Below are 24000 nucleotides of genomic sequence, written 5' to 3'. Positions count from 1 at the left end.
CTAGGCACGGTCGGCACGGGTCGCCAACGGCCGGCCCTGTCGCGTCGGTCGCGCTCAGGGCGCCGAGTTGTCCCGGCGCCAGCGCTCGCGCATGCCGCCGTCGACCGTTGGCGGCGCGGGGGACGGGGCGAAGAGGTTGCCGGAAGTCGGCGGCGCGGGCGGCGCGCCCTCGATCTGAATGCGCTGCATCATGTCCGCGGCGATCCGGTTGGCGAGGCCTGGCGCGATCTGCGAACCCAGCACGGCCCCCGCTGCCTTGGGCCCGACGGGAAACTCGCCGGAGGGCTGGTGGAGCGCGGCCCAGACGATCGCGTCCGCGACATCCCGCGCGTCGTCGGGCAACGGGCCGCGCGCCTCCCGCCCCGTGCGATTGCCGGCATTGGCCCAGATCGGCGTGTCCACGGCCCAGGGTAGGATGGTCACGATCCGCACGCGGTCCGCGAGCCCGTTCAGCCGCAGCTCCTCCCGCAGCGCACCGTCCAGGCCGATGATCCCCGCCTTCGTCGCGGCGTAGGAGGCGTGGTAGGCCAGCGGGATCCGGCCTTCCACCGAGGCCATGTTCAGCAGAGTCCCGAAGCCCTGCGCGCGGAAGCGTCGCAGCGCGGCGTGGGTGCCGAGCATGACGCCGCCGAGGTTCACCTCGATGGTGCGGCGGTGCTCCTCGGTCGGCACCTCCTCGAAGCGGCCGATGGGGATGATTCCGGCGATGTTCAGCCAGACATCCACCCGGCCGAAGCGGCGCTCCGCGGCGGTGGCCAGGGTTTCGGCGTAGTCGGGGTTGCCCACGTCCAGCGGGACGACCAGCGCCTCCCCGCCGCTCGCACGGATGGTGCGCGCCACGTCCTCCAGCGCTTCCGCCCGGCGCGCCGTGAGGACGACGTTGGCGCCGAGCGAGCCGGCACGTTCCGCCACCCCCCGCCCGATGCCCGACGAGGCGCCGGTGACGACCCAGGTGCGGCCGGCGACCCAGGCGCGGTCGCTCTCCCGCGGCGCCGGGGTGCAGGCAGCGCCGAGGAGCGCGACGAGGAGGACGAGGAAGCGCATGGCCGCAGGCATCCGAGGGAGGGGAGGTCCGACCGCCCAACGCGGCCGGGCCAGGGAGGGCATGGTGACGATCGCGCGCGGGCCGGGCCAGCATCGGGGCCGGCACGCCCGTCCCACGCAGGCGCTCTGGCCGCCGCTTCCCGTTCGGCGGTGGCGGATGCCGTTGCGGCGGGATGGGAGGCCAAGCCCCCATCTCCCCGGCGCGCCCCACCCTGGCGCCGCGCGGCCCCGGCCCGGTAGCATCGGCGCCGGGACCGTGCCGCGTGCGGGGGCCGGCCGGGAGGATGACGGGATGCAGCGGCGCGGATTGATCGGGGCGGCGGGCGCCCTCCTGCCCCTCTCGGCGCAGACGGCGTCGGCGCAGACGGCGCGCCCCTGGGCGCCCACGCGGCCGGTCCGGATCATCGTCGGCGTGGCGCCGGGGGTGGGGACGATCGACCTGACGGCGCGTTCCGTCACCGAGGCGATGAGCGAGGCGCTCGGGCAGCCCGTCGTCGTGGAGAACCGCCCGGGTGCCGGTGGGATCATCGCGGTCGAGGCGGTATCCCGCGCCGAAAAGGACGGCCACACGCTGCTGCTCGGCGGTGCCGACCAGATCGTCCATTCCTTCCTGCTGGCCGAGCGGCCGCCGATGGACCCGATCCGCGACTTCACCCCGATCGCGCGGGCGACGCGGGACCACTGGATGGTGGTGGCGGCGCCGAACCTCGGCGTTTCCTCCATCGCGGAACTGGCGGCGTTGGGGAAGCGGCGGCCGGGGGAGCTGACCTACGCCTCCTTCGGGCCGGGGACGCTGTTCCACCTGCTCGGCGCGCGCCTGGCGCAGCGTCTCGGCTTCGAGGGGCTGCACGTCCCCTATCGCGGTGACTACACGCCAGACCTGCTGGCCGGGCGGATCGCCTACCTCGCCCAGCCCACGGCGCTGCTGATGCCGCATGTCCAGGCAGGGCGCCTGAAGGCGCTGGCCGTGCTGTCGCCGCAGCGCCTTCCCTCCCTGCCCGAGGTGCCGACGGTCATCGAGGCGGGGCTGCCCGACCTGTCGTTCAACATGGGGATCATCCTGTTCACGCCGGGCGGAACGCCGCCGGAGATGACGGGAGCGCTGAACGCGGCCTTCGGGCGGGCGGCGGCGAACCCGGCGGCGCGGGCGCGGCTGGCGGATCTGAACTTGGAACTGGTGGGCGGGACGATGGCTGAGGCGGCCGATTACACGCGGTGGATGGTCGGGTTTATCGACGACATGCGGGAGAAGGTGTTGGGGACGGCAAGGTGAGCTTCGCCGCTTGCGACCGAGCGGTCATTCGCGCCTCGGAGACGGTGGTAAGACGGTGCCAGTCAGGCGACTCGCGCGCGTTTGAACCACGGTGAATCGGGGTGCCGCTGCGCGGCCGTCGAAGGATGCCAAGCCGATTCGGCTGTCCGGCAGTCCCCTGAATAACCGGCACGTTCAGCGGCGTGCCGGCAGTCCACCCATGCTCGCGAACACCTGCCGATCCTTGTTCGCCTGCATCAGCATCGAGAAGCTCGGGACCTTCTCGAACCCCAGCCCTTGCGGAACCCCAGTGTCGGGATCGGCCTGGATCTTCCCATAGGCCTCGCCCGAGACCTTCTCCCACTTCCCCGCGGGCTTCTTCACCTCGACGTTCACTACCGTCGCCTTGAACACCATCCGCACGATCGCCTCCTTCGGCGCGTTCGGCTTGGTCAGGCTCGGTGCGCCGGCCATCACCTGCCAGCCGTTCTTCAGCGCCCAGGCGGTAAGTTCATCCTTGTCCATTGTGCGGACCCCTTCCGTGATCGGCGGGTCCTATGGGCCGGAGAAGGCTCCGGCGCCAGCATGCCACGCCCCGCCGCCTGGCGCTTCCCAGCGACAGGCACCTTCGCGGCAGCCCCGGGAGTGAGCCGCCGCGATGCCGTGACCGCTCAAACCCAGAGGAAGTCCGCCTTCGACAGCGAGGTCGACGTCACCCCGTCCAGCGTCACCCCCATATCCGCGACCCCATCCCCGTTCACGTCCACGCTCAACTGGTGCGTCGCCTCGTCGAACCGCGCCTCGGAGTGTTTCGTCGCAGAGAACGCCGCGTCTCCGCGGAATTCGAACGCCCCCTTCTGTAACCCGGAGAAGACGAGCCGGTCGCTCGTCGCGTCGAAGTCGGTGATGCGCTCGCCCGCCCCGGGGGCCGCGTCCGCAACGGCCTTGTAGATGAACCGGTCGGCGCCCGCGCCGCCCGTCAGCAGGTCCGTCGCCGCGCCGCCGTACAGGTCGTCCGCGTTGGCACTGCCGATCAGCGTGTCCGCCCCGCCCCCACCCTCGAGCCGCGCGCCCGGGCCGAGGTTGACGATGCGGTCGTTCCCCGACCCACCCACCACGGTCTCCACGCTGGACACCGACACGTCGTTGCCCCCGGTGGAGGAAAGGGCCAGCCGGTCCGCCCCGGCACCGAGCGCGATCGTGCCACCGACGAGCGGCGTCGCGAGGGTGACCGTGTCGGCGTAGCCGCCGCCGATGATCGTCTCGACGTTCGACACGGTCAGCGTGTTCGCGCCGGCGGATGACAGGGTCAGGGTGTCGCCCCCGCCCAGCAGGTCGATCGTGGCGCCGGTGACCGCCTTCGTCAGCACCATGACGTCGTCACCGGCAGTTGCCGTGGGCGTCGCCGGGTCCACCGACCAAGGGTGCGCCGAGTCCACCACCGGCTTCGTCGTCAGCACCGTCATGTTTGCGACGCTCACCGGCCCGCTGCCGTACTGCGACGTCGTCAGCCCGAAGACGCTGTTGTCGTGCACGTCGGCGGTCGTCGTCGTCCGGTTCATGACGAGCCGCACGCTTCCCGACGCCATCTCGTTCAGGACCGTGTTGCCGCTCATCTCCAGGCTCGTACCCGCGCGGAGGTTCCCCTCGGCGCCGAAGGCCACGATCGCCGGGTTGCCCGACAGGGCGCCCTGCTGGATCACGTTGTTCTCGATCACCGCGTGGCCGCCGTTCGGGAGGTCGATGCTGTAGCTGCCCGTCCCTGTCGCGCCGTCCGCGATGCGGCTGTTCGTGATGATCGTGTTGTCGGCCCGGCTTTTGATCTGGTGGCCCACCGAGGCATCGTGGAGGTAGCTGTTGTCGATCGTCAGGGTCCCGACCTGACCGACATAGAGGTTGTGGGAATAACCGTCCCCCGCGCCGTTGTAGGCGAATTCCGAGTCCCGGATCGTGATGCTGCCGGTCTTGGCGGAGCCGCCAAGGATTCCGTTCTCGTTGTGGTGGAAGTAGGAGTCGGTGACGGTGAGGTGCCCGCCTTCGTAGCGGATGCCCGCGCCGTTGCGGTCCGCGACCTTCGCCCCGGAGAACTCGAAGCCGCTGACCGTCAGATCAGTCGTGCTGACGAGGATGGCCTTGCCGTTCGTCGGCGGGACCGTCGCCTTCATGTGCACGAGGCCGCCCACGGCCTCCAGCGTGATCTTGGTCCGTACCGTCGCGAAATCGTTGACGTAGGTGCCAGCGTCCACGGCGACGACGTCGCCATCGCGGGAGGCCGCGATGGCGGAGGAGATAGTCGAGAACTGCTTGCCCGACCCGACGGTGAGAGTGGTCACGGGAGACTCCGATGCAGCGGCGAACCGTTCCGGCCACCCGGGAACCGCGATCTGCGGGTCCATCACGCAACCGTGAGTGGTATCAGGCACACGGATTCGTGAATGGTCAAACGCAAAAGTGAGTAGATTTGGCTTCGGAATCAAACGTTTTCGATACGACCTTCGCCCCGAGGCGCTTATTCCGAGTGCGACGCTTGGTTGCGCCGGCCGGCCCCTTCGCGACGCCGCGCTGCGCTCTCGCGCTCTGTGTCAGGGGCACCGCCGCCTCGTCGCTGGACAGCCAGGCCCCGGCCGGGGACAAGCCGCCGCATGTCCGACGCGACCCTCGCGCCCACGCCGCTTCCCCTCGACCGCGCCCGCACGCTCGCCGCGGAGTTCGGCCTCAAGCCCGAAGAGACCGAGCGCGTCCTCGGCATCCTCGGCCGCACGCCGTCACTCACCGAGCTCGGCATCTTCTCGGTGATGTGGAGCGAGCACTGCTCCTACAAATCCAGTCGCGTCTGGCTGCGGGAACTGCCGACAAGGGCGCCCTGGGTGATCCACGGCCCCGGCGAGAATGCCGGCGTCATCGCGATCGGCGACGGCCTGGCCGCCGTCTTCAAGATGGAGTCCCACAACCACCCGTCCTTCATCGAGCCCTACCAGGGCGCGGCGACGGGCGTGGGCGGCATCCTCCGCGACGTCTTCACGATGGGCGCGCGACCCATCGCCAACCTCAACGCGCTGCGCTTCGGCGACGTGAAGAACCCCCGCACGAAGCGGATCCTGGACGGCGTGGTGCGGGGTATCGGCGGCTACGGCAATTGCGTCGGGGTTCCCACCGTCGGCGGCGAGGTGAACTTCCACCGCGCCTATGACGGCAACCCGCTGGTCAACGCGATGACGGTGGGCATCGCCCCCGCCGACCGCATCTTCCTCAGTGCCGCCGCGGGCATCGGCAATTCCGTCGTCTATGTCGGCTCCAAGACGGGCCGCGACGGCATCCACGGCGCGACCATGGCGTCCACCGACTTCACCGAAGCCGCGGAGGAGAAGCGCCCGACCGTCCAGATCGGCGACCCCTTCGCCGAGAAGCTGCTGATCGAGGCCTGCATGGAGCTGATGGCGACCGACGCCATCGTCGCCATCCAGGACATGGGCGCCGCCGGCCTGACCAGCAGCAGCGTGGAGATGGCGGGCAAGGGCGGCGTCGGGATCGAACTCGTGCTCGACAACGTCCCGCAGCGCGAGGACGGGATGACGGCCTACGAGATGATGCTCTCGGAAAGCCAGGAACGCATGCTCATGGTCCTGAAGCCCGGGCGCGAGCACGTGGCCGAGGCCATCTTCCGCAAGTGGGAAATGGACTTTGCGGTCATCGGCCACATCACGGACACCGGCCGCATCGTCATCCGCCATCGCGGCGAGATCGAGGCCGACATCCCGCTGGCGCCGCTGGAATCCGAAGCACCTCTCTATCGCCGCCCGACGGCCGAAACGCCGCGCCGTGCACCGCTGGAGCCCGTCGCCGATCCCGTTGGCATCGCCCCGGCCCTGATGACGCTGATCGCCTGCCCCGACCTCTGCTCCCGCCGCTGGATCTGGGACCAGTACGACAGCACCGTGAACGGCCAGACCGTGAAGCGCCCCGGCGGCGCCGACGCCGCGGTGGTGCGGATCGAGGGCCATGCGCGTGCGCTGGCCATGACCACCGACGTCACCCCCCGCTACTGCGCCGCGGATCCGGAGGAGGGCGGCAAGCAGGCCGTCGCGGAGACTTGGCGCAACCTCACCGCGGTTGGCGCGCGTCCGCTCGCGATCACCGACAACATGAACTTCGGCAACCCCGAGCGACCGGAGATCATGGGCCAGTTCGCGGCATGCATCCGCGGCATGAAGGCGGCCTGCGAAGCGCTGGACTACCCCGTCGTGAGCGGCAACGTCTCGCTCTACAACGAGACGCGGAACGCGGCGAACCCGAGCGCCATCCTCCCAACCCCCGCCATCGGCGGTGTCGGCGTTCTGGACGATGCGCGCCAGGCCGTCGGCCTCGCCCCCTCCCCGGGCGATGCGATTGTCCTGATCGGCGAGACGCGCGGCCACCTGGGCCAGTCGCTCTGGCTGCGGGAGGTCGCGGGGCTGGAGGACGGCCCGCCCCCGCCCGTGGACCTCGCGGCCGAGCGCGGCGCCGGCGACCTTGTCCGCGCCGAGATCCTGGCGGGCCACGTTACGGCCTGCCACGACGTCTCCGATGGTGGCCTGCTGATCGCCCTCGCGGAGATGGCGCTGGGCGGCGCCACCGGCCTCGCCCTGGAGTCGCCCGACACCGCCCTGCCCCCGCACGCCTTCTGGTTCGGGGAGGACCAGGGCCGCTACCTCTGCGCCACCCGGGATCCGGACGCTCTGACCGCCGCGGCGAAGGCCGCCGGCCTCCCTGCCCGCCTCATCGCCCGTGCCACGGGCCCCGGCCCCTTGGCCCTGCCCGACGGAACGGCCATATCTCTCGATGCGCTGCGTGACGCGCACGAGGGAACGCTGCCCGCCCTGATGGCACAGGCCTGAAGACCGGGGGCGTAGGGGACCGACCGATGGCCATGCCGGCTTCCGAGATCGAGGCGCTGATCAGGGCCGCGATCCCCGACGCCCAGGTCACGATCGAGGACCTGGCGGGCGACGGCGACCACTACGCCGCGAAGGTCGTCAGCGCGACCTTCCGGGGCATCCCCCGCGTGCGGCAGCACCAGATCGTCTACGCCGCCCTCCAGGGGCGGATGGGGGGCGCGCTCCACGCCCTCGCCCTGCAAACCTCGGCACCCGATTGAAGGGATATTCCCGAATGAGCGACGTCAACGCCCGCATCCAGCAGACCATCGAGGCCAATCCCGTCGTGCTCTTCATGAAGGGCACGCCGGTCTTCCCGCAATGCGGATTCTCCGCCCGGGTGGTGCAGATCCTCTCCCACATGGGCGTGCCCTTCACCGGCGTGAACGTGCTGGAGGACATGGAGATCCGCGACGGCATCAAGTCGTTCTCCCAGTGGCCGACCATCCCGCAGCTCTACGTGAAGGGCGAGTTCGTGGGGGGCTGCGACATCACCACCGAGATGTTCCAGTCCGGCGAGCTTGCGACGCTGCTGGACGAGAAGGGCGTGCCGCACTCCGCCAACGCCTGACCGGCGTCGCTTCCCGGTGAAACGGTCGCGGGGCGGTTCTCCCTGAACCGCCCCGCCATCACCCCCTCTTGGCAGGTCGCGCTGGCCGTCACGCTGCTTATGCAGACGGTCGCGACCTTCATGTCGCAGTCCCTGCCCGTCCTCGCGCCGCTGCTGACCGGCTCAGCGGGCCTCGCGCCGCAGGCCGTCGGGCCGCTCTCGTCCCTCACGACCGTCGCGACGATGGCCTTCATGGTGCTCGGCGTCGGCTGGATGACCCGCGTGGGGCCCGTGCGGGCGTTGCAGGCGGGGACGGCGATCTCCGCACTCGGCCTCGGCGTCGCGGCGCTGGGCGGGACGCCGGCGCTCGTCGCGGCCTCCATCCTGCTCGGCGTGGGCTACGGCCCTTCCAACCCCGCGGGGGCCCGCATCCTCGCGGCGACCGCGCCGGCACGGCACCGCTCCCTCATCTTCTCCATCAAGCAGGCCGGGGCGCCCCTCGGGGGCGTGGTGGCCGGCCTGCTCGTCGCGCCGCTGGCCGTCTGGCTCGGCGCGGGCTGGGCGCTGCTGGCGGTACTCGTCGTCGCCCTCCTCGCCACGGTGGTCATCCAACCCGCCCGTACCGCACTCGACCTCGAACGCGATCCGACGCGCCGGACGACTTTCGGTCGCACCACCCTCATCGCCCCCTTCCAGGCGCTGCGCGGACGGCCGGGCATGTCGGCCCTCACCATCCTCGCCCTGTCCTTCGCAACGACGCAGGGCTGCCTTCAGGCCTTCGTCGTGACCTGGCTGACGACGACGCGGGGCTTCACCCTCGTCGAGGCCGGCGGCGTCTTCGCCGCGATCCAGACGGGCAGCGTGCTATCCCGCCTCGTCCTCGGCTGGGCGGCGGACCGCAGCGGGCGGCCTTCCGCGACCCTCATCTTCCAGGCCTTTGCCAGCGGTGCCGTCATCATCGCCTTCGCCTTGCTCCCGGCGGGGACGAGTCAGGGGGCCGTGCTCGCGGTCGGGGTCGTCACCGGCGCGCTCTGCGCGGGGTGGAACGGCATCTTCCAGGCGGAGATCGCGCGCCTCGCCGCGCCCGGCCGCATCGCCGAGGCAACGGCGGGGTCCACCACGCTCTGCTTCGTGGGCTACGCGGTGGCTCCGATTCTGTTCGCCTGGACCGTGTCGGTGACCGGAAGCTGGACGATCCCGCAGGTCGCGACGGGGGTGCAGCTCATCATCGTGGCCGTCCTCGTCGCACCGCGGCTGTGGCGGGCGTGAAGCGTTACGCCGGGCGGGGACGCCGGACCCAGGCCAGGCCCAGGATCGTCCCGAGCATCAGCCCGGCCGCGATCGCCTCGACCACGTTGACCTGATTGATCCCGAGATTCGCCGCGACGATCGCCGCCAGCGCCCAGGCCACCGCGCCCGCGTACCAGGGCGATCCCGTCAAGGTCAGGATCGACGCCGCGACGCCGCCGGCCGCCAGCGTGAACATCGCCGCGGTGATCGTAGCACCCAGGCCGCCCGAGGGCAGGATGCCCGAGAGAGTCGCCGTGGACGCCACGTTCACGAAGGCGGCCGCCGTCAGCCAGCCCGCGAGCAACCCGGTCAGCGGCTTCACCACCCACCGCGCGAAGCCGTCCCGCTCGGTGGAACGGGACGACACCCAGAGCGCCGCGAGCGCCGCGGTGAGCGCGACGAGGATGATGACGACGGACGGCGCGCCGATGCGGCCGGCGAAGGTGACCCAGGTCTGCCAGAGACCGTTCATCGCGAAGGCGACCGCAAGCGGCCATGCCACGCGCCGCGCCAGCGGGTCCTCTGCGCGCGACGGCAGCGCCTGCCAGACGGCGTAGACCAGCGCGAGGGTGAAGATCACGCCCCAGATAGAGAAGGCGTAGCCCGCCGGCGTCAGTGGCGTTCGCGACTCCGCGGCGGAGTCCATGATCGACCGCCCCCATCCGAGCGCCATCCAGAGATAGGCCGTGACGATCTGCCAGATCGCCGCACCGAGCACGGCCCATCGCCGCGCGTCGCCGTCCCGCATCCCTGTCCCTCCATAAGTCGCGCCAGGGTGGGGGTGACGGGAACTCCGCGCAACGACGAAGGCCAGGGAAACAGCGGGCGACGCGGCGCATGCGTTCATTCGCCGCTTGGAAGTGGCCGGCCGGTCCGGTGACAGGAGAGGGGCGCAGTGGCCACGCGCGCACGCCGTCGCAATCAGGCCGCTTTGCCGCCCCGCAAAGGCCCTGCAACCCATGCCCCCTTCCCATCGCTGAGGTTGTACCGGCAGGGAGCCACGGCGGTGTCCATCGATTGGTGCGTCGTCCTGGGGGTGCTGTGCGCCGTGGCCGCACGGTCCGTCTGGCGTGGCGCGCACCCGCTGAGCCTCGCCTTCGTGGCGGCGGTCGGCAGCCTCGGCGCGCTGATCGGCGACTATCTCGGCGTGACGGCTTCGGGTGGAACCGGCTGGATCATCCTGCCCTGGACGGCGGCCGGGGCGGTCCTGCTGCCCGTCCTGTTCTACCTCTCGGCGCTCCGGGACGATGCCGAGGACGCCGCGCTGCAAAGGCTTCAGGCCGCTCCGCCGCGACCGTCCTCCTGAATTGCGAAGCGGGAGGGAGAGCCCCGCTCCCCCTCCCGCTCGTCGTCGCAGATGCGGGCGGGACCTCCCGCCCGTCGGCTCAGCGCGAGTAGAACTCGACCACGAGGTTCGGTTCCATCTGCACGGGGTACGGCACGTCCGACAGCTTCGGCGCGCGCACGAAGGCACCCTTCATCGCGCGGGCATCGACCTGCAGGTATTCCGGCACGTCGCGCTCCCCGTTCTGCACCGCGTCCAGCGCGACGGTCAGCTGCTTCGACTTCTCGCGCACCTCGACCACGTCGCCGTCCTTCACGAGGTAGGACGGGATGTTCACCCGCTTGCCGTTGATCGTGATGTGGCCGTGGTTGACGAACTGACGGGCTGCGAAGGGCGTGACGGCGAACTTCATCCGGTACACGACGCAATCCAGCCGGCGCTCCAGCAGCTCCACCAGGTTCTCGGAGGTATCGCCCTTCCGGCGCACGGCCTCATCGTAGTACTTCCGGAACTGCTTCTCGCCGATGTTGCCGTAGTAGCCCTTGAGCTTCTGCTTCGCCATGAGCTGGATGCCGAAGTCGGTCGGCTTGTTCTTTCGGCGCTGGCCGTGCTGGCCCGGCCCGTACTCCCGCTTGGCGATCGGCGACTTGGCCCGGCCCCAGAGGTTCACGCCGAGGCGGCGGTTGATCTTGTACTTGCTTTCGGCCCGCTTGGTCATGCGGGGGTCCTTTCGTCATCGTCCGGGCTGGCGGCCTTCGGCCTGTGTCCCGTGTGTTGTCCCGGTAGTCCCGACGGCAGATGGCCGAAGGGCGGGCGCATGCCGGTCCGGACCCGAAAGGGCCCTGGCACGTCCGCGTTCCCGGAAGGAGGCGGGCGTATGGCCCGCCGGATGTCCCGTTGTCAAACCGGCGAAACCCGTCCACCTCCCCGGCCATGAACCTGCGCGCGGATATCCTGGTCCTCGGCCTGACGGCGGGGGTCGTCGGCAGCCTGGTGGGGGGGCTGATGCTCGGCGTCGGCCTGGGGCTGGTGGTCCAGGGCGTCCACATCGCCTGGCTCCTCGTCCTGCCCGCGGCGCCGGTCGCCGGCGGCCTGGGCTACCTCCTGGCGAAGCGGCTCGTCGCCCGGCTCCAAGCCGACGGCGCGATGGAGCGGGGCTAAACCGACAAGGTGCCGGACCGCGCGCCCGCCGGAAGCGGGCCGCGTACTCCGGCGAGAGCGGCCCGGACGGCGGGTTTTTGGCGGGCGAGTTCAGCCCGGGCCGAGGCGGGGGCGCGCGCTCAGAGCACGATCGGGGAAGCCGCCCGGGCCCGCGTACCGCCGGCGGAACCGATGAGACGGGCAGACTCGCAAACGATCATCCCCTTCAGCGCCCCGTTGACCTGAATCGCGCCGGGTTCCCTGTATCGGCGAGGGTGCCGGAATGCCGCACAGCGCTGCCCGACGCAGTGCCGCGGGCGGCATGGATGCGACGCCCGTCGCGCCGTCAGGCCGGACGGGCACGCAGCCCCTCGGCGAGCAGGGCCGCGAGGCGCCCCACCGGCGCCGCATGGTCGCGCCGCAGCCGCAGGCTGAACACCGCGTACGGCAAGGGGGGCAGGTCCAAGGCCCGCGGCGCCACCGCGATCCCCTCCCCCGCGAAGCGCCGCGTCCGGGCCATCACGGCGATGCCAGCACGCACGGCAGCCCGCAGCCCGGCAAGGCTGGGGCTTGTCGCGGCGATCCGGTGCGGCCGGCCGGCGCGGGTCAAGGCAGCCAGGGCGGCGTCGCGGAAGCCGCAGGGCGCGTCCAGGACCGCCAGTGGAACTTCGCCTGCCCCCACGGCGAGACCCCCGGATGCGGCCATCCACCGCATCGGCTCCCGCAGGATCGCCACTTCCTCCCCCGCCCCGCCGCCGGCCATGACGAGCGCGAGGTCCACGCGCCCGGCCGCCAGATCCTCCAGCAGCGGCGCGGACCGCCCGACGCGCAAGTCCAGCCGCACCGCGGGATGCGAGGCAACGAAGCTCCGCAGCAGCCCGGGCAGAACCGTATCCGCGAAATCCTGCGTCACGCCGAGCGCGACGCGCCCCGAGGCGTCGAGCCCGGCCACGGCCAGCCGCGCGTCGCGATGCGCCTCGAGCACCCGGCGGGCATGCGGCATCAAGGCCTCCCCCGCCTCGGTCAGAACGCGGCCGCGGCCGGCCGGGACGAGGAGCGCCGCGCCGAGTTCGGCCTCCAGGCGCTGCACCTGGGCCGTGACGGCGGAGGGGGTGCGGCCGACCGCCTCCGCCGCGCGGGTGAGGCTGCCTGCATCGGTGAAGGCCAGGAACGTGCGCAGAAGGTCGGGATCGAGCGGCCGCATGCTTCATTATGCTCGAAGTTTCCGTATCGAACTATTCGATTCTTATGCGGCTTTGAAGAGCGCATCCCGGTGGGTGAGGCGGCATCCCGCCGCCTGCCGGGACAGAAACCCACGCCATGCCCATCCTCAACGTCACCCTTTCCGGCACGCCTGATGCCGGTCGTTCGGCCCGGGTCTCGGCGCGCCTCTCCGCGCTGACCGCGGAGCACCTGCGGAAGGACCCGACGGTCACCGCCGTCGCTCTCCACCACGTCGGGCCGGAGCACTGGTTCGCCGGCGGGCGGTCCCTCGCCGAGACGGGCGAAGCGAGCTTCTGGCTGGACATCAAAGTCGTGGACGGTACGAACACGAAGACCGAGCTGGCTGCCTATCTCGACGCCGTCTTCGAGCACATGCGCGACCTATTCGGCGGGCGCGTGCACCCCGAGAGCTACGTCCTGGTGCACGAGGTTCCCGCCGCGGCCTACGGCTATGGCGGCGTGACGCAGGAGCAGCGCTTCATCGCCGGGCGCCTGCGGGCAGCCGTGAACGCGTAGTCACGGCCGAGTGGCGCGGGACGATCCGGGCTGGCGGCACCCGGCGGCGTCGTGGCCGTGAACGCCGCTGACGGCTCGTCCCGGTCCGTGCCAGCGTCCATCGCCGGCATGGCGATCCCGTGCGGGAACCGGGACTGGCCGCCGCGCCGGCGTGCCCGGTCCCGGCAGGAGCCCTTCAGGTGGCCGGCCCCTCGCCCCTTTCCCGCGACGGTGCGAGGGCGCGCACAGCCTCCTCCGCCGCCTGCGTCACGCTCTCCCACCCCGTGCGGCCGTTCGGGACGTCCGCGAAGGACAGGGGGGCGCCGATCGCCAGGCGAAGCGGCCGGGGCCGCGGCATCCGCGCGGTCGCCGGCCAGGCGGCATGTGCGCCCTCGATCCAGCAGGGCACGACCGGGGCCTTCGTGCCCGCGATGAGGGCACCGAGGCCGGGCTGGAACCGCGCCATCGCGCCGTCGCGGGACCGGGTTCCCTCGGGGAAGAGGATGAGGACGAGCCGGTCCTCCAGCAGCCGCGCGCGCAGCGTCTCAAGGTCCCGCCGCGACGTCCGGCGGCGCCAGACCGGCAGCGCCCCGACCGCATAGGCCGCGAAGGCCGCGCCGCCCGTCGTCGTGAAGAAGTGGTCGCCCGCCGCGAGCGCGAAGGCGCGCCGCGCGCATTCGCCCCGCAGCACGGAGGAGAGCGCCAGCGCGTCCAGGTGGCTCGCGTGGTTCGCGACGAGGACGAAGGGCGGCTCGGCCGGCAGGTTCTCCCGCCCCGCCACGGCCAGCCGATGCGCGGCCGCGAGGTAGCCGCGTGTCAGCACCCGCCACGCCCCGTTCAGCGCGAGCGTACCGAGCCCCGCCTCCCGCACCTGGCTGCGCAGGCGCTGCGCCGGTGTCAGCCCGTGGTCGCGCGCGGGCCGCAGGTCGAAGCGCGCGCCCGGCGGGGTATCCCCTTCCGTCATCCGCCGGTGATGAGCCGCGTCGGTTGGTCCAGCCCGAAACCGACGTAGTAGCCGATGAGGTGGAAGGTCGCCGGCGCGACGAGCAGCATCGAGTTGAACCGGTCGAGCACCCCGCCATGGCCCGGGATGACGGTCCCCATGTCCTTGATGCCGAGGTCCCGCTTGATGGAGGAGAGCGTGAGGTCCCCGAGCTGCCCGCCGAGGCTGACGAGCGCGCCGAGCAGGATCAGCAGGTCCCAGCGCTCCATCGGCGTACCGGCGAAGATCGGCTGGCCGACGAGCGCGACGACGGCCGTCGTCGTCACCAGCGCCCCGACGGCGCCGGAGATCGTCTTCCCCGGCGAGGTGTTCGGCAGCAGCTTCAGCCCGCCGATCAACTTGCCCCAGGTGAAGGCCGCGACGTCGTTCAGCGCGACGGCCGTCAGTAGCAGCAGCACGAAGGGTCGGTAGCCCGGGTCGTTGGCCATGTAGCCGAGATGCGCGAGCCCCGCCCCGAACAGCATGAAGGCCACGGTCGCGAGCGCGGTACGCTGGATGTAGCCCTGCGGCCGGTCCAGCGGGATCGAGGCGACGGCGATCGTCGTGACCGTCAGCGGCCAGAGGGCCACAAAGAACCCGTACCAGTGATCCAGCGCCGCGAAGTTCACGAGGAGGATGCCGAGCACGACGACGCCGACGAGGAGATGTTCGCGGAAGAACCCCGTCGCGCGCCCGTATTCCCGGAGGCACGCGAGGCCGAGGAGCGTGACCGCGGCGATCGTGAACACGCGCCCGAGCAGCACGGGGCCGAGCATCAGCGGCAGCAGCACGCACCAGGCGCCGAGGCGCAGCCAGAGCTCCCGCCGCAGGGCCGGCGAGCCCTTCCCCGCCAGGGTCATCGCGCCGATCAGCACCGCCGCGACCGCGACGACGCCGAGCGTCGCGAGGACGATGCCCAGTGCGACCGGATGCTCGAAGGCGCGGGCGAGGCCCTCGGGTGCGGTGGGCCGGGTCATGCGCCGCGGAGGTGCCCCGAGATGCCGGCCAGCCGGCGTAGCGCCGTCAGCACGGACAAGACGGTAATCACGACGAGCGACCAGGAGGGCAGCGCCGCGTGCCAGGCAAGCGGCGTGGCGGCGCACCAGATCGCCAGCGCGGTGACGAGCGCCATGCGGTGCTGCTTCGCCATGGGCCCCCGAAAGTCGCTCGGCGCGCCGACCGTCCGGCCGACCGCCCGGATATAGGCCGCGGACATCGCCCCGAGCGAGGCCGCGAGGCCCCAGGCCGGGCTCCCCGCGGCGACGCCGAGGCCCAGGAGGACCGCGGTGTCGGAGACGCGGTCGGGGACCTCGTTCCAGAGTTCGCCGCGCGCCGAGGCGACGCGGCGCCCGATCGCGACCATGCCGTCGAGGAGGTTGGCGAGCAGCCGCAACTGGACGAAGACCGCCGCCAGCAGCCAGAGCGGCCGAGCCGCCTCCGGCCACCAAGCCGTCCCGGCGAGGATGAATCCGGCCATGAGGCCGGCCCCCATCCCCGCCGCGGAGATGGCATCCGGCGAGGCGTCACGTTCGATCAGCCAGCGGGCGACGCGGTTCATGATCGCCAAGTCGCGGGCAGCGATGGGGCGGCGGTCCGTTCCGTCCATGCCTCACCATGGCACGCCCCCGGCAACGGGGCACCATTCGGATCCAGGCCCGCGGCTCAGCCTTCCTCCGGCACCCTCCCCCGCACCATCCGCCCCCGAGACAATTCCGTCACCACCCCGTGCAGCGTCCGCAATTCCTGCTCCGTCACCTCCCCGCGCTCGAACAGATGTCTCAGGTTCCGCACCATCCCCGGCCGCTTCGGCAGGTTGTCGAGGAAGCCGCAGGCATCGAGTTCCGACACGAGACGGGCCAGGAACCCCTCGAGTTCCCCCTTCGTCGCGACCCGCGTCTCGTTCGTCATCAGCGCGCGGGGCGGGGTGGGCTCAGCCGCGGTCCACCATTCATAGGCCAGGATCATCACGGCCTGCGCGAGGTTCAGGCTCATGTGCTGCGGGTTGAGCGGGTAGCGCACCAGCGTGTCGGCCTGCGCCATGTCGTCATTGTCGAGGCCCGCCCTCTCCGGCCCGAACAGGACCGCCGTCCGCAGGCCGCGGCCGCAGATCGCCCGCAGGTCCTCCGCCGCGGCCCGGGCGGTGCGGACGGGAACGATCACGTGGCGCGGGCGCGGGCAGGTCGCGAAGACGCGCTGGCAGTCCGCGACCGCCTCGGCCACCGTCCCGTGCACGGTCGCGGCGTCCAGGATGCGGTCGGCGCCGGAAGCCGCGTGCCATGCCGTCGCCTGCGGCCACCCGTCCCGCGGCGCCACGAGCCGCAAGTGGAACAATCCCCCGTTCGCCATGGCCCGCGCCGCGGTGCCGACGTTCTGCGCGAGCTGCGGCCGGACGAGGACGACGATCGGCGACTCACCCTCGGGCGGCGTCAGGTCGGCCCCGCCCTCGCGCTTCCAGGTGATAGGCTTGATGGGGGAGGTCATGGGAGGGGCGCCCCATGCCGCGCCGGCCACCCCGGGTCAACGCGGGGCGGGTCAACGCGGGGCGGGTCAACGCGCAGGGCTCGTTGCGCGTTCCCCGACCTCCCATGTGCGATCCGGCCCGATGCTCCATCCGGGGCGGGACGGGTCCACCAGCCGAAGGAGGAACGCATGGCAGCACCGGCGAGCGTGGAGCGCGAGGGGCGGATCATAGTCTCGGGGCACCAGACGGACCTCGGCGACGCCCTGAAGACCTATGCGACGGCGGAGCTGCAGAAGCTGTCGGAGAAGTACTTCGACGGCGCGGAGGACATCACCGCCACCGTCTCCCGCGGCGGCAAAGGCAACGGCTTCGGCTGGAACATCCGCGTGCATGCGGGACGCGACATGTATTTCGACGGCCACGGCGACCACATGGCCAACCCCTACACTGCCTTCAACACGGCCCTAGAACGGGTGGACAAGCAGCTCCGGCGCGAGAAGCGGGCGCGGCGCGAGGACAAGCCCACCAACGCCCTGAAGGACGGGTTGCTCTGACCCAGGCGCCCGGTTCCACAGCGCGCCGGGGGCGGCTTTCGGCGAGGCCGGGGGCGATGCCCGCGGTGCCTCTCGCGCCGGGGGTCCACCCGCTGGGAATTGGCGGGAGGCGGGACGGGCTTCTCTGGGTGCCGGACGGCGTCGCGACGCCCGGCCCGGTCCTCCTCTGGCTGCACGGGGCGGGCGGTGACGCGACGGGGACCGTGCGGCTGATCGAAGCGCCCGCCCGGCGCGCCGGCGTCCCGCTCCTCGTCCCGGAATCGCGGCTCGCGACCTGGGACGTCATCGCCAGGGGCTTCGGGCCCGACGTGGCCTTCCTCGACGCCGCGCTCGGCAGGGCCTTCGATCTCCTCGCCGTCGATCCGGACCGCGTCGCGATCGGCGGCTTCTCGGACGGGGCGTCCTATGCCCTCTCGCTCGGGCTGGCGAACGGGGACCTCTTCCGGGCCATCCTCGCCTTCTCGCCCGGCTTTGCAGCGCCGTCGGACGCGGTCGGCCGGCCGGCCGTCTTCGTCTCGCACGGCGTCGCCGATGCGGTGCTGCCGATCGGGCCGTGCAGCCGCCGGCTCGTACCGCGGCTGCGCCGCGCCGGCTACGACGTGCGCTACGAGGAGTTCGAGGGCGGCCACGTCATCCCGGAGGCCGTGGCGGAGGCTGCCCTCCGCCTCCTCGGCCCGGGCTGAGGGCCCGCAGCATCAGCGCCGTGGCAAGCGGTCCAGCAGGGTCCGCATCTCCGCGATCTCGCGTTCCTGGTCGCGGATGACGGTCTCGGCCATGCGCCGCACTTCGGGGTCGCGCCCGTGCCGCAGGACGGTGCGGGCCATGTCCACCGCGGCCTGATGGTGCGGGATCATGCCGGCGAGGAAGTCGCGGTCCGCGTCGCCGGTCTGGCGCGGCGTGTCGCGCATCATGCGATCCATCGCCTCGCGATAGCCGCTGGAGGCCGCGTTCTCGTTCGCCGGGGCGGCGCCGTGCGCGCCGTGGCCGGCATGCTGGGCGAGGACCCCGCCGGACAGGACGACGAGGCACGGAAGGGCGAGGAAGAGTCGGCGCATCGGGTTCTCCTCTGCTAGGGCGGCGGAGATGGGGCCCTGCCCCGGGGCAGGGTCAACGCCCCGGGGACAAGGCGGCTCAGGCCCGGCGCCAGGTTGTGCCGTTCTTCGTATCCTCCAGGACGACGCCCTTCGCGGTCAGGTCGTCGCGGATGCGGTCGGCCTCGGCCCAGTCGCGGCGGGCGCGGGCGGCGAGCCGGGCCTGGATCGCCGCCTCGATCGCCGCGTCGTTCCCCTCCCCTCCCCGACGCCAGGCGACGGCGTCTGAGTTCAGGATGCCGAGGACCTCCGCGACTTCGCGCATCGCAGCCGCGGCTTGGCCGGGATGCGGCTTCCAGCCGCGCGCCGCGCGGTCCAGCACGACCGTCGGGGAGCCGCCGACGGAGAGCGCGTTCTCCAGCGTCCGCAGGTCCTGGAGGCGGGCGATGGCGAGCGGCGTGTTCAGGTCGTCGGCCAGTGGCTCCAACGCCCATTCCACCATGTCGCGGACGGTGTCGTCGTCCGCGGCGGGCACGGGCAGGGCGCGGGCGAGGAGGGCGTAGAAGGAATCGAGTTCCGCCTTCGCCTCGTGCAGCCGCTCCTCCGAATAGTCGAGCGCGGCGCGGTAATGGGTGCGCAGCAAGACGAGGCGGAAGGCCTCCCCGGCCCAGGGGCCGAGGCGCAGGATGTCGCGCACCGTGAGGAAGTTGCCGAGCGACTTCGACATCTTCTCGCCGTTCACGAGCAGCATGCCGTTGTGCAGCCACATCCGCGCGAAGTGGGAGTGCGGGAAGGCGCAGCGGGACTGGGCCAGCTCGTTCTCGTGGTGCGGGAAGATCAGGTCCTGGCCGCCGCCATGGATGTCGAACTCCTCGCCGAGGTGGCGCCAGGACATGGCGGAGCATTCGATGTGCCAGCCCGGGCGGCCGCGACCCCAGGGGGAGTCCCAGCCCGGCATCGCATCCGTGGACGGCTTCCAGAGCACGAAGTCGCCGGGGTCCCGCTTGTAGGGGGCAACGTCGACCCGCGCGCCCGCCAGCAGTTCGTCCGGGTCGCGGCCGGAGAGGCGGCCGTATTCGGGGAAGGACGCGACGGAGAAGAGGACGTGGCCGTCGGCGGCATAGGCGTGGCCGCCCTCGACCAGCCGGCCGATGAGCGTGACCATGTCGGCGATGCTGTCCGTCGCGCGCGGCTCGACGTCGGGCGGCAGGATGTTCAGGGACGCCATGTCGGCGTGGAAGTCGGCCGTAGTGCCGGCGGTGATCTCGGCGATCGAATGGCCGGTCTCGGCCGCGCGCGCCATGATCTTGTCGTCCAGGTCGGTGATGTTCCGGGCGTAGGTCACGCGTGGGTAACGCCGGCGCAGCAGCCGCGCGAGCACGTCGAAGACGACGTTGGGCCGGGCGTTCCCGAGATGCGCGAGATCGTAGACCGTCGGGCCGCAGACATACATGCGCACGTGGCCCGGATCGATCGGAACGAAGGGTTCGCGCTGGCGCGTGGCGGAGTTGTGGAAGTGCAGCGGGGGGATCATCGGACAACCTGAACGTCGTGGCGGCGGGACGCTGCCGGGCGGGCAGCGGGGGGCGGCTCAGCGGCGACAGGGCGTCCGGGACATCGGGCGGGTATGGGCCAGGGGGCGGCGGGGTTCAAGCCTCGCGCGCCGGTCAGCCCTCAGCCAGGACGGCAAAGGCCGGGCGGCCGGCGCAGCGGCCCATCCAGGCGCCGAGACGGGCGAAGGGCGTGAGGTCCACGCCCAGCATCGCCACCCAGCCGACGAAGGCGGCGAGGTGCGTGTCCGCCAGCGTGTAGTCGCCGAGCAGGTAGTCACGCCCGGCCAGCGCGCCGTCGAGGATCGCGAGCGCGGCGAGGGTGTCGCCCCGCGCCTTCCCTGCCGCTGTGGCGTCGCGGGCCTCCGGGACCACCCAGTCGGCCGAGGCAACCTCTACACCGCCCTCGTTCCCCGGGGGCAGGGCTTCGGCGAGCCGGCCGGCCGCCTCGGCCAGGCGGACATTGGCCCAGACGATCCATGTCATCGCCTGCCCACGGCGCGGACCGGCCGCGGGATAGAGGCCGCGCTCCACGCCGAAGACCTCGCCTAGATACATCGTGATCGCTCCGGACTCCCAGATCGGTACGCCGTCATGGACGATGACGGGCACGCGGCCATTCGGGTTGAGCGCGAGAAATTCCGGACTCTTGGTGCCGGAGGCGCCAAAGGGCTGCCGCACGCGCTCGCAGGGGATGCCGAGTTCGGCAAGGACGAGCGTGGTGACGGTTGCTGTGGAGTTCGGCGCGTAGTGGAAGACGAGGCTCATGGGGCGGTCGCCTGGGTTGCCGCGACGGATCGACGCAGCCGTTCCGCGACGCGGTCCCGCCCGATCAGGGGCAGGAAGGTCTTGAGGTCGGGACCGTGGTCTTCACCCGTCAGGGCGCGGCGGAGCGGCAGGAACAGGGCCTTGCCCTTCCGGCCCGTCGCGGCGCCGACCGCGGCGGTCCAGGCGGGGAAGGTCGCGGTGTTCCAGGGTTCGGGTGGGAGGGCGTCGAGCGCGGCATGGAGCAGGTCGCGTTCCTCCGGCTGCTCGGGCACGGTGATCGTGCCGCGCGCCGTCTCCAGCCAGTCCTTCGCTTCCGGAAGCAGATCCAGGTTTCCTCGGATCGCCAGCCAGAAGACCTCGTCCGCGCCTTCGGGCAGGCGGTCGCGCACGGCGGCGTAGTCCAGGCCGTGCAGGTGGCGGCGGTTCAGGGCGAGCAACTGCTTCGTGTCGAAGCGCGCGGTGGAATGGGACACGCGGGAAAGGTCGTAGTCGCGCGCGAGCTCCGCCGGCGGCGCGGCGGCGGGGTCATGCGACGTCCCGAGCGCCGCGAGGTAGCCGACGAGGGCCGGCGCCTCGATCCCGTCACGCCGGAAGTTCCGAAGCGAGACGGAGCCGAGGCGCTTCGAGAGCGGGCCGCCTGATTCGTCGGTCAGCAACGGCAGGTGGGCGAAGCGGATGCGGTTGGGACGTCCGGTCCCGTTCAACGAAGACAGGGCTTCCAGGATGTCGAGCTGGATACCCGTGTTGGTGACGTGGTCCTCGCCCCGGATGATATCGGTGATCCCCGTCTCCAGGTCGTCCACGACGGAGGTGAAGGTGTAGAGGAAGGTCCCGTCGGCGCGCACCAGCACGGGGTCCGACAGGCTGGGCAGCTTGACGGAACGCTCGCCCAGCACGCCGTCGCGCCAGGCGACGGTGCGGTGGTTCAGCTTGAAGCGGTAGTAGGGCTGCTTGCCGTTGGCGATCGCGCGCTGGAGCTGGTCCGGCGTCATCTTCAGGGCGCCGCGGTCGTAGATCGGGGCGCGGCCCTGCTTGCGGCGCTGCTCCCGCTTGTAGTTCAGCTCCTCCTCGCTCTCCAGGCAGGGGTAGAGCAGGCCCTTCGCCTTCAGCGCCTCCGCCGCGGCGGCATAGCGTTCCGTGCGGTCGGACTGGCGGAAGGATTCGTCCCAGTCGAGGCCGAGCCAGCGCAGGTCTTCCTCGATGCCCTGCGCGAATTCCGGCTTGGAGCGTTCGACGTCCGTGTCGTCCAGACGCAGGACGAAGGTGCCGCCGTGACGGCGCGCGTGGAGCCAGTTCGCGAGCGCGACACGGGCATTGCCGACATGCAGGAAGCCCGTGGGGCTCGGGGCGAAGCGGACCTTCACTCCGAGGGTTCCCGAATCACGTCGTCCTCGGGCGGCTCGTCCTCCTCGTCCTCATCGTCGCCGCGGTCGCGGCGGGGGTCGAGGGAGCGCCAGTCGCGTTCGGCCTGCGATCGTGCCGGCTTCGCCGCGAAGTTCCGGATGTCGTCCGTGCTCGTCCAGCCCTGTCCCGTGGCATCGCGGGCCTCGGCGTCCTCGCCGAAGGCGAACCAGTTGTTCAGCGTGTCGTCCGCCGAGGCGCCGGGGACGCGGCAGCGCTCCACGCTGTCGCGGACGTAACGGCGTGCGAAGGTCGCGGCGTCGGCGAGGCTGCGGAAGCCCCGCACCTCCTCCGGCGCATCTGACGCGCCGGAAAGGTCCCGGATCGTGACGACGGGGCCGCCGGAGGCGGCGTCGGGCGTGTCGGGCATCAGGACACCAGCGCCGTGAAGCCGTTGGTGATGGGGTAGCGCCGGTCCCGCCCGAAGGCGCGCGGGCCGATCTTCACGCCGGGCGGGGCCTGGCGGCGCTTGTATTCGGCGCGGTCCAGCATCTTCCAGACCCGCACGACCGTCGCGCGGTCGTGGCCGCGCTCGACCAGCTCATCCACGGAGCGCTCGTGCTCCACGATGCCTTCCAGGATCGCGTCGAGTTCGTCGTAAGGCGGAAGCGAGTCCTGGTCCTTCTGGTCCGGCTTGAGTTCGGCCGAGGGCGGCTTGGTGATGACGCGTTGCGGCATCACGGCGCCGGAGGGACCGAGCAAGTCGGGCAGGTGGTTCGCGTTGCGCCACCAGGACAGCGCGAAGACCGTCGTCTTGTACAGGTCCTTCAGCACGGAATACCCGCCGCACATATCGCCGTAGAGCGTGGCGTAGCCCGTGCTCATCTCGCTCTTGTTGCCGGTGGTCAGCAGCATGTCGCCGAATTTGTTAGACATCGCCATGAGCGTCACGCCGCGGATGCGGGACTGCAGGTTCTCCTCGGTGATGTCGGGCGGGCGGTTGCCGAAGGCCGGCGCCAGCATGCCGGCGAAGGCCTCCATCGCCGCGCCGATGTTCACCGTGTCGTAGCGCACGCCCAGCAGGCGCGCGCATCCCTCCGCATCCTCAAGGCTTTCGTGCGACGTGTAGGGGGAGGGCATCATCACGCAGCGCACGCGGTCCGGCCCCAGCGCGTCCACGGCGCAGGCCGCGGTCAGCGCGCTGTCGATGCCGCCGGAGAGGCCCAGCACGACGCCGGGGAAGCGGTTCTTCTCGACGTAGTCGCGCAAGCCCAGGACCATCGCGCGCCAGATCTGTTCTTCGCGCGACATCGGCGCCGGGATGGCCTGCGGCTCGCAGCGCCAGCCCGTCGTGCCGCGGGTCCAGTCGGTCATCACCATCGCTTCCTGGAAACCGGGGAGGACGACGGCGAGGGACCGGTCGGCGTTGAGGACGAAGGAATTGCCGTCGAAGACCAGTTCGTCCTGGCCGCAGACCTGGTTGAGGAAGAGAAAGGGCAGGTTGTTCTCGACCACGCGGGAGACGGCGAGGTCCACGCGGAACGTGCTCTTCCCCGCCTCGAACGGCGATCCGTTGATGGAAAGCAGCATTTCCGCGCCGGATTCTGCCAACGTCTCCGAAACCGACTGGAACCACCAGTCCTCGCAGATCATCAGCCCCAGGCGCACGCCTCGGAACACCACGGGGCCGGGCGCGGGGCCCGGGTCGAACACGCGCTTGTCGTCGAAGACGCCGTAGTTCGGCAGTTCGTGCTTCGCGCGACGGGCGCGGATCTCGCCGCCGTCCAGCAGGAACAGGGCGTTGTGCAGCTGGCCCCCGTTCTTCCAGGGCCCACCGACGACGAGGCCTGGGCCGCCGTCGGCGGTCGCTTCCGCCAGCCGCACGATGGCGGCATCGCATTCGGCCTGGAAGGCGGGTTTCCGCACCAGATCCTCGGGCGGGTAGCCGGCGATGGAAAATTCGGGCGTCAGGACGAGGTCCGCGCCCGCGCGCGCAGCCTCCGCGCGCAGCGCGAGAATGCGGTCGGCGTTGTGGCGGATCGCGCCCTCATGCGGATTGAACTGCGCGAGGGCGATGCGGAGCGTGTCGGGCATGCGACGGCGAACCTAGGGAGGGGGTC

General features: G+C 71.5%; 26 protein-coding genes. 10 read left to right on the top strand and 16 right to left on the bottom strand.

All coding sequences use genetic code 11. The annotated features are described in order from the left end of the window. Positions 1-54: 54 nt before the first annotated feature. Entirely contained in the window at positions 55-1044 is a 990-nt protein-coding gene (locus tag ACE7GA_RS18785; protein WP_376089891.1) for an SDR family NAD(P)-dependent oxidoreductase, read from the bottom strand. A gap of 292 nt (positions 1045-1336) precedes the next feature. Between ACE7GA_RS18785 and ACE7GA_RS18780 the strand changes: the two genes are divergently transcribed. After that, complete coding sequence (locus tag ACE7GA_RS18780; protein ID WP_376089888.1) at positions 1337-2317, top strand: Bug family tripartite tricarboxylate transporter substrate binding protein; 981 nt, start codon at positions 1337-1339, stop codon at positions 2315-2317. 174 nt (positions 2318-2491) lie between these two features. Here the strand turns inward: ACE7GA_RS18780 and ACE7GA_RS18775 are convergent, their stop codons facing one another. Together ACE7GA_RS18775 and ACE7GA_RS18770 are read right to left on the bottom strand one after the other, a co-directional pair. Continuing rightward, the gene (locus ACE7GA_RS18775; protein ID WP_376089885.1) at positions 2492-2821 is read right to left on the bottom strand and encodes a hypothetical protein; all 330 of its coding nucleotides are present in this window, start codon (positions 2819-2821) and stop codon (positions 2492-2494) included. Between the two features lie 146 nt (positions 2822-2967). Further along, positions 2968-4629 (bottom strand): M10 family metallopeptidase C-terminal domain-containing protein, encoded by a 1662-nt coding sequence (locus tag ACE7GA_RS18770; RefSeq protein WP_376089882.1) that lies wholly within the window; start codon positions 4627-4629, stop codon positions 2968-2970. 309 nt (positions 4630-4938) lie between these two features. Here ACE7GA_RS18770 and purL point away from each other — a divergent pair, with 309 nt between their 5' ends. The 4 genes from purL (at position 4939) to ACE7GA_RS18750 (ending at position 9028) form a co-directional block, all read left to right on the top strand. Beyond that, positions 4939-7170 carry a phosphoribosylformylglycinamidine synthase subunit PurL gene (gene purL / locus ACE7GA_RS18765; RefSeq protein WP_376089879.1) on the top strand — a complete coding sequence of 744 codons (2232 nt, stop codon included), beginning with the start codon at positions 4939-4941 and terminating at the stop codon, positions 7168-7170. Positions 7171-7196: 26 nt separating this feature from the next. Next, positions 7197-7430, top strand: a complete 234-nt coding sequence (locus tag ACE7GA_RS18760) for a BolA/IbaG family iron-sulfur metabolism protein (RefSeq protein ID WP_376089876.1) — start codon at positions 7197-7199, stop codon at positions 7428-7430. 14 nt (positions 7431-7444) lie between these two features. Continuing rightward, positions 7445-7780: a Grx4 family monothiol glutaredoxin gene (gene grxD / locus ACE7GA_RS18755; protein ID WP_376089873.1), complete on the top strand. Its 336-nt coding sequence runs from the start codon at positions 7445-7447 to the stop codon at positions 7778-7780. 99 nt (positions 7781-7879) lie between these two features. Beyond that, on the top strand, positions 7880-9028 hold the full coding sequence (locus ACE7GA_RS18750; protein WP_376089870.1) for an MFS transporter: 1149 nt from the start codon (positions 7880-7882) through the stop codon (positions 9026-9028). Positions 9029-9032: 4 nt separating this feature from the next. On the opposite strand, the gene ACE7GA_RS18745 is transcribed toward ACE7GA_RS18750, so the two are convergent. After that, the gene (locus ACE7GA_RS18745) at positions 9033-9797 is read right to left on the bottom strand and encodes a hypothetical protein (RefSeq protein WP_376089867.1); all 765 of its coding nucleotides are present in this window, start codon (positions 9795-9797) and stop codon (positions 9033-9035) included. A 258-nt stretch (positions 9798-10055) separates the two neighbouring features. Here ACE7GA_RS18745 and ACE7GA_RS18740 point away from each other — a divergent pair, with 258 nt between their 5' ends. Beyond that, positions 10056-10355 carry a hypothetical protein gene (locus ACE7GA_RS18740; RefSeq protein WP_376089864.1) on the top strand — a complete coding sequence of 100 codons (300 nt, stop codon included), beginning with the start codon at positions 10056-10058 and terminating at the stop codon, positions 10353-10355. A 79-nt stretch (positions 10356-10434) separates the two neighbouring features. On the opposite strand, the gene rpsD is transcribed toward ACE7GA_RS18740, so the two are convergent. Then, complete coding sequence (gene rpsD / locus ACE7GA_RS18735) at positions 10435-11052, bottom strand: 30S ribosomal protein S4 (protein WP_376089861.1); 618 nt, start codon at positions 11050-11052, stop codon at positions 10435-10437. Between the two features lie 215 nt (positions 11053-11267). On the opposite strand from rpsD, the gene ACE7GA_RS18730 reads away from it, so the two are divergent. Next, entirely contained in the window at positions 11268-11495 is a 228-nt protein-coding gene (locus tag ACE7GA_RS18730; protein ID WP_376089858.1) for a hypothetical protein, read from the top strand. Between the two features lie 325 nt (positions 11496-11820). On the opposite strand, the gene ACE7GA_RS18725 is transcribed toward ACE7GA_RS18730, so the two are convergent. After that, positions 11821-12678, bottom strand: a complete 858-nt coding sequence (locus tag ACE7GA_RS18725; protein ID WP_376089855.1) for a LysR substrate-binding domain-containing protein — start codon at positions 12676-12678, stop codon at positions 11821-11823. Between the two features lie 116 nt (positions 12679-12794). Between ACE7GA_RS18725 and ACE7GA_RS18720 the strand changes: the two genes are divergently transcribed. Further along, on the top strand, positions 12795-13214 hold the full coding sequence (locus tag ACE7GA_RS18720) for a 4-oxalocrotonate tautomerase family protein (protein WP_376089852.1): 420 nt from the start codon (positions 12795-12797) through the stop codon (positions 13212-13214). Positions 13215-13389: 175 nt separating this feature from the next. Here the strand turns inward: ACE7GA_RS18720 and ACE7GA_RS18715 are convergent, their stop codons facing one another. From ACE7GA_RS18715 to ACE7GA_RS18700, 4 genes are read right to left on the bottom strand one after another with little or no spacing between them, the layout of a single operon-like run. Beyond that, on the bottom strand, positions 13390-14157 hold the full coding sequence (locus tag ACE7GA_RS18715) for a lysophospholipid acyltransferase family protein (RefSeq protein WP_376089849.1): 768 nt from the start codon (positions 14155-14157) through the stop codon (positions 13390-13392). Continuing rightward, the gene (locus tag ACE7GA_RS18710) at positions 14154-15152 is read right to left on the bottom strand and encodes a phosphatidate cytidylyltransferase (protein WP_376089846.1); all 999 of its coding nucleotides are present in this window, start codon (positions 15150-15152) and stop codon (positions 14154-14156) included. The genes ACE7GA_RS18715 and ACE7GA_RS18710 overlap by 4 nt, the downstream gene beginning before the upstream one ends. Continuing rightward, entirely contained in the window at positions 15149-15781 is a 633-nt protein-coding gene (locus ACE7GA_RS18705) for a CDP-alcohol phosphatidyltransferase family protein (protein ID WP_376089843.1), read from the bottom strand. The genes ACE7GA_RS18710 and ACE7GA_RS18705 overlap by 4 nt, the downstream gene beginning before the upstream one ends. A gap of 56 nt (positions 15782-15837) precedes the next feature. Further along, entirely contained in the window at positions 15838-16656 is an 819-nt protein-coding gene (locus ACE7GA_RS18700) for an RNA methyltransferase (RefSeq protein WP_376089840.1), read from the bottom strand. Between the two features lie 168 nt (positions 16657-16824). Between ACE7GA_RS18700 and ACE7GA_RS18695 the strand changes: the two genes are divergently transcribed. Both ACE7GA_RS18695 and ACE7GA_RS18690 read left to right on the top strand, forming a co-directional pair. After that, positions 16825-17190 carry an HPF/RaiA family ribosome-associated protein gene (locus tag ACE7GA_RS18695; protein ID WP_376089837.1) on the top strand — a complete coding sequence of 122 codons (366 nt, stop codon included), beginning with the start codon at positions 16825-16827 and terminating at the stop codon, positions 17188-17190. A gap of 56 nt (positions 17191-17246) precedes the next feature. After that, positions 17247-17873, top strand: coding sequence for an alpha/beta hydrolase (locus ACE7GA_RS18690; protein ID WP_376089834.1), 627 nt, complete (start codon positions 17247-17249; stop codon positions 17871-17873). A gap of 12 nt (positions 17874-17885) precedes the next feature. Here ACE7GA_RS18690 and ACE7GA_RS18685 read toward each other — a convergent pair whose 3' ends face one another. From ACE7GA_RS18685 to ACE7GA_RS18660, 6 genes are all read right to left on the bottom strand, one after another. Beyond that, complete coding sequence (locus ACE7GA_RS18685; RefSeq protein WP_376089831.1) at positions 17886-18245, bottom strand: DUF305 domain-containing protein; 360 nt, start codon at positions 18243-18245, stop codon at positions 17886-17888. Between the two features lie 76 nt (positions 18246-18321). Next, positions 18322-19755 (bottom strand): cysteine--tRNA ligase, encoded by a 1434-nt coding sequence (cysS, locus tag ACE7GA_RS18680; protein ID WP_376089828.1) that lies wholly within the window; start codon positions 19753-19755, stop codon positions 18322-18324. 133 nt (positions 19756-19888) lie between these two features. After that, positions 19889-20539, bottom strand: coding sequence for a glutathione S-transferase family protein (locus ACE7GA_RS18675; protein WP_376089825.1), 651 nt, complete (start codon positions 20537-20539; stop codon positions 19889-19891). After that, positions 20536-21903: a glutamate--tRNA ligase gene (gltX, locus tag ACE7GA_RS18670; RefSeq protein ID WP_376089822.1), complete on the bottom strand. Its 1368-nt coding sequence runs from the start codon at positions 21901-21903 to the stop codon at positions 20536-20538. The genes ACE7GA_RS18675 and gltX overlap by 4 nt, the downstream gene beginning before the upstream one ends. Then, positions 21900-22310, bottom strand: a complete 411-nt coding sequence (locus tag ACE7GA_RS18665; protein WP_376089819.1) for a hypothetical protein — start codon at positions 22308-22310, stop codon at positions 21900-21902. Before ACE7GA_RS18665 ends, gltX begins: the two co-directional genes overlap by 4 nt. After that, positions 22310-23974 carry an NAD+ synthase gene (locus ACE7GA_RS18660; RefSeq protein WP_376089816.1) on the bottom strand — a complete coding sequence of 555 codons (1665 nt, stop codon included), beginning with the start codon at positions 23972-23974 and terminating at the stop codon, positions 22310-22312. The genes ACE7GA_RS18665 and ACE7GA_RS18660 overlap by 1 nt, the downstream gene beginning before the upstream one ends. Between the last annotated feature and the right edge of the window lie 26 nt (positions 23975-24000).

Origin of the sequence: Roseomonas sp. CCTCC AB2023176 (assembly GCF_042259275.1) — a bacterium.
Classification (GTDB): Bacteria; Pseudomonadota; Alphaproteobacteria; order Acetobacterales; family Acetobacteraceae; genus Roseomonas.
Note: the sequence above shows the minus strand (reverse complement) of the source record. Positions and strands in the feature narration are given on the sequence as shown.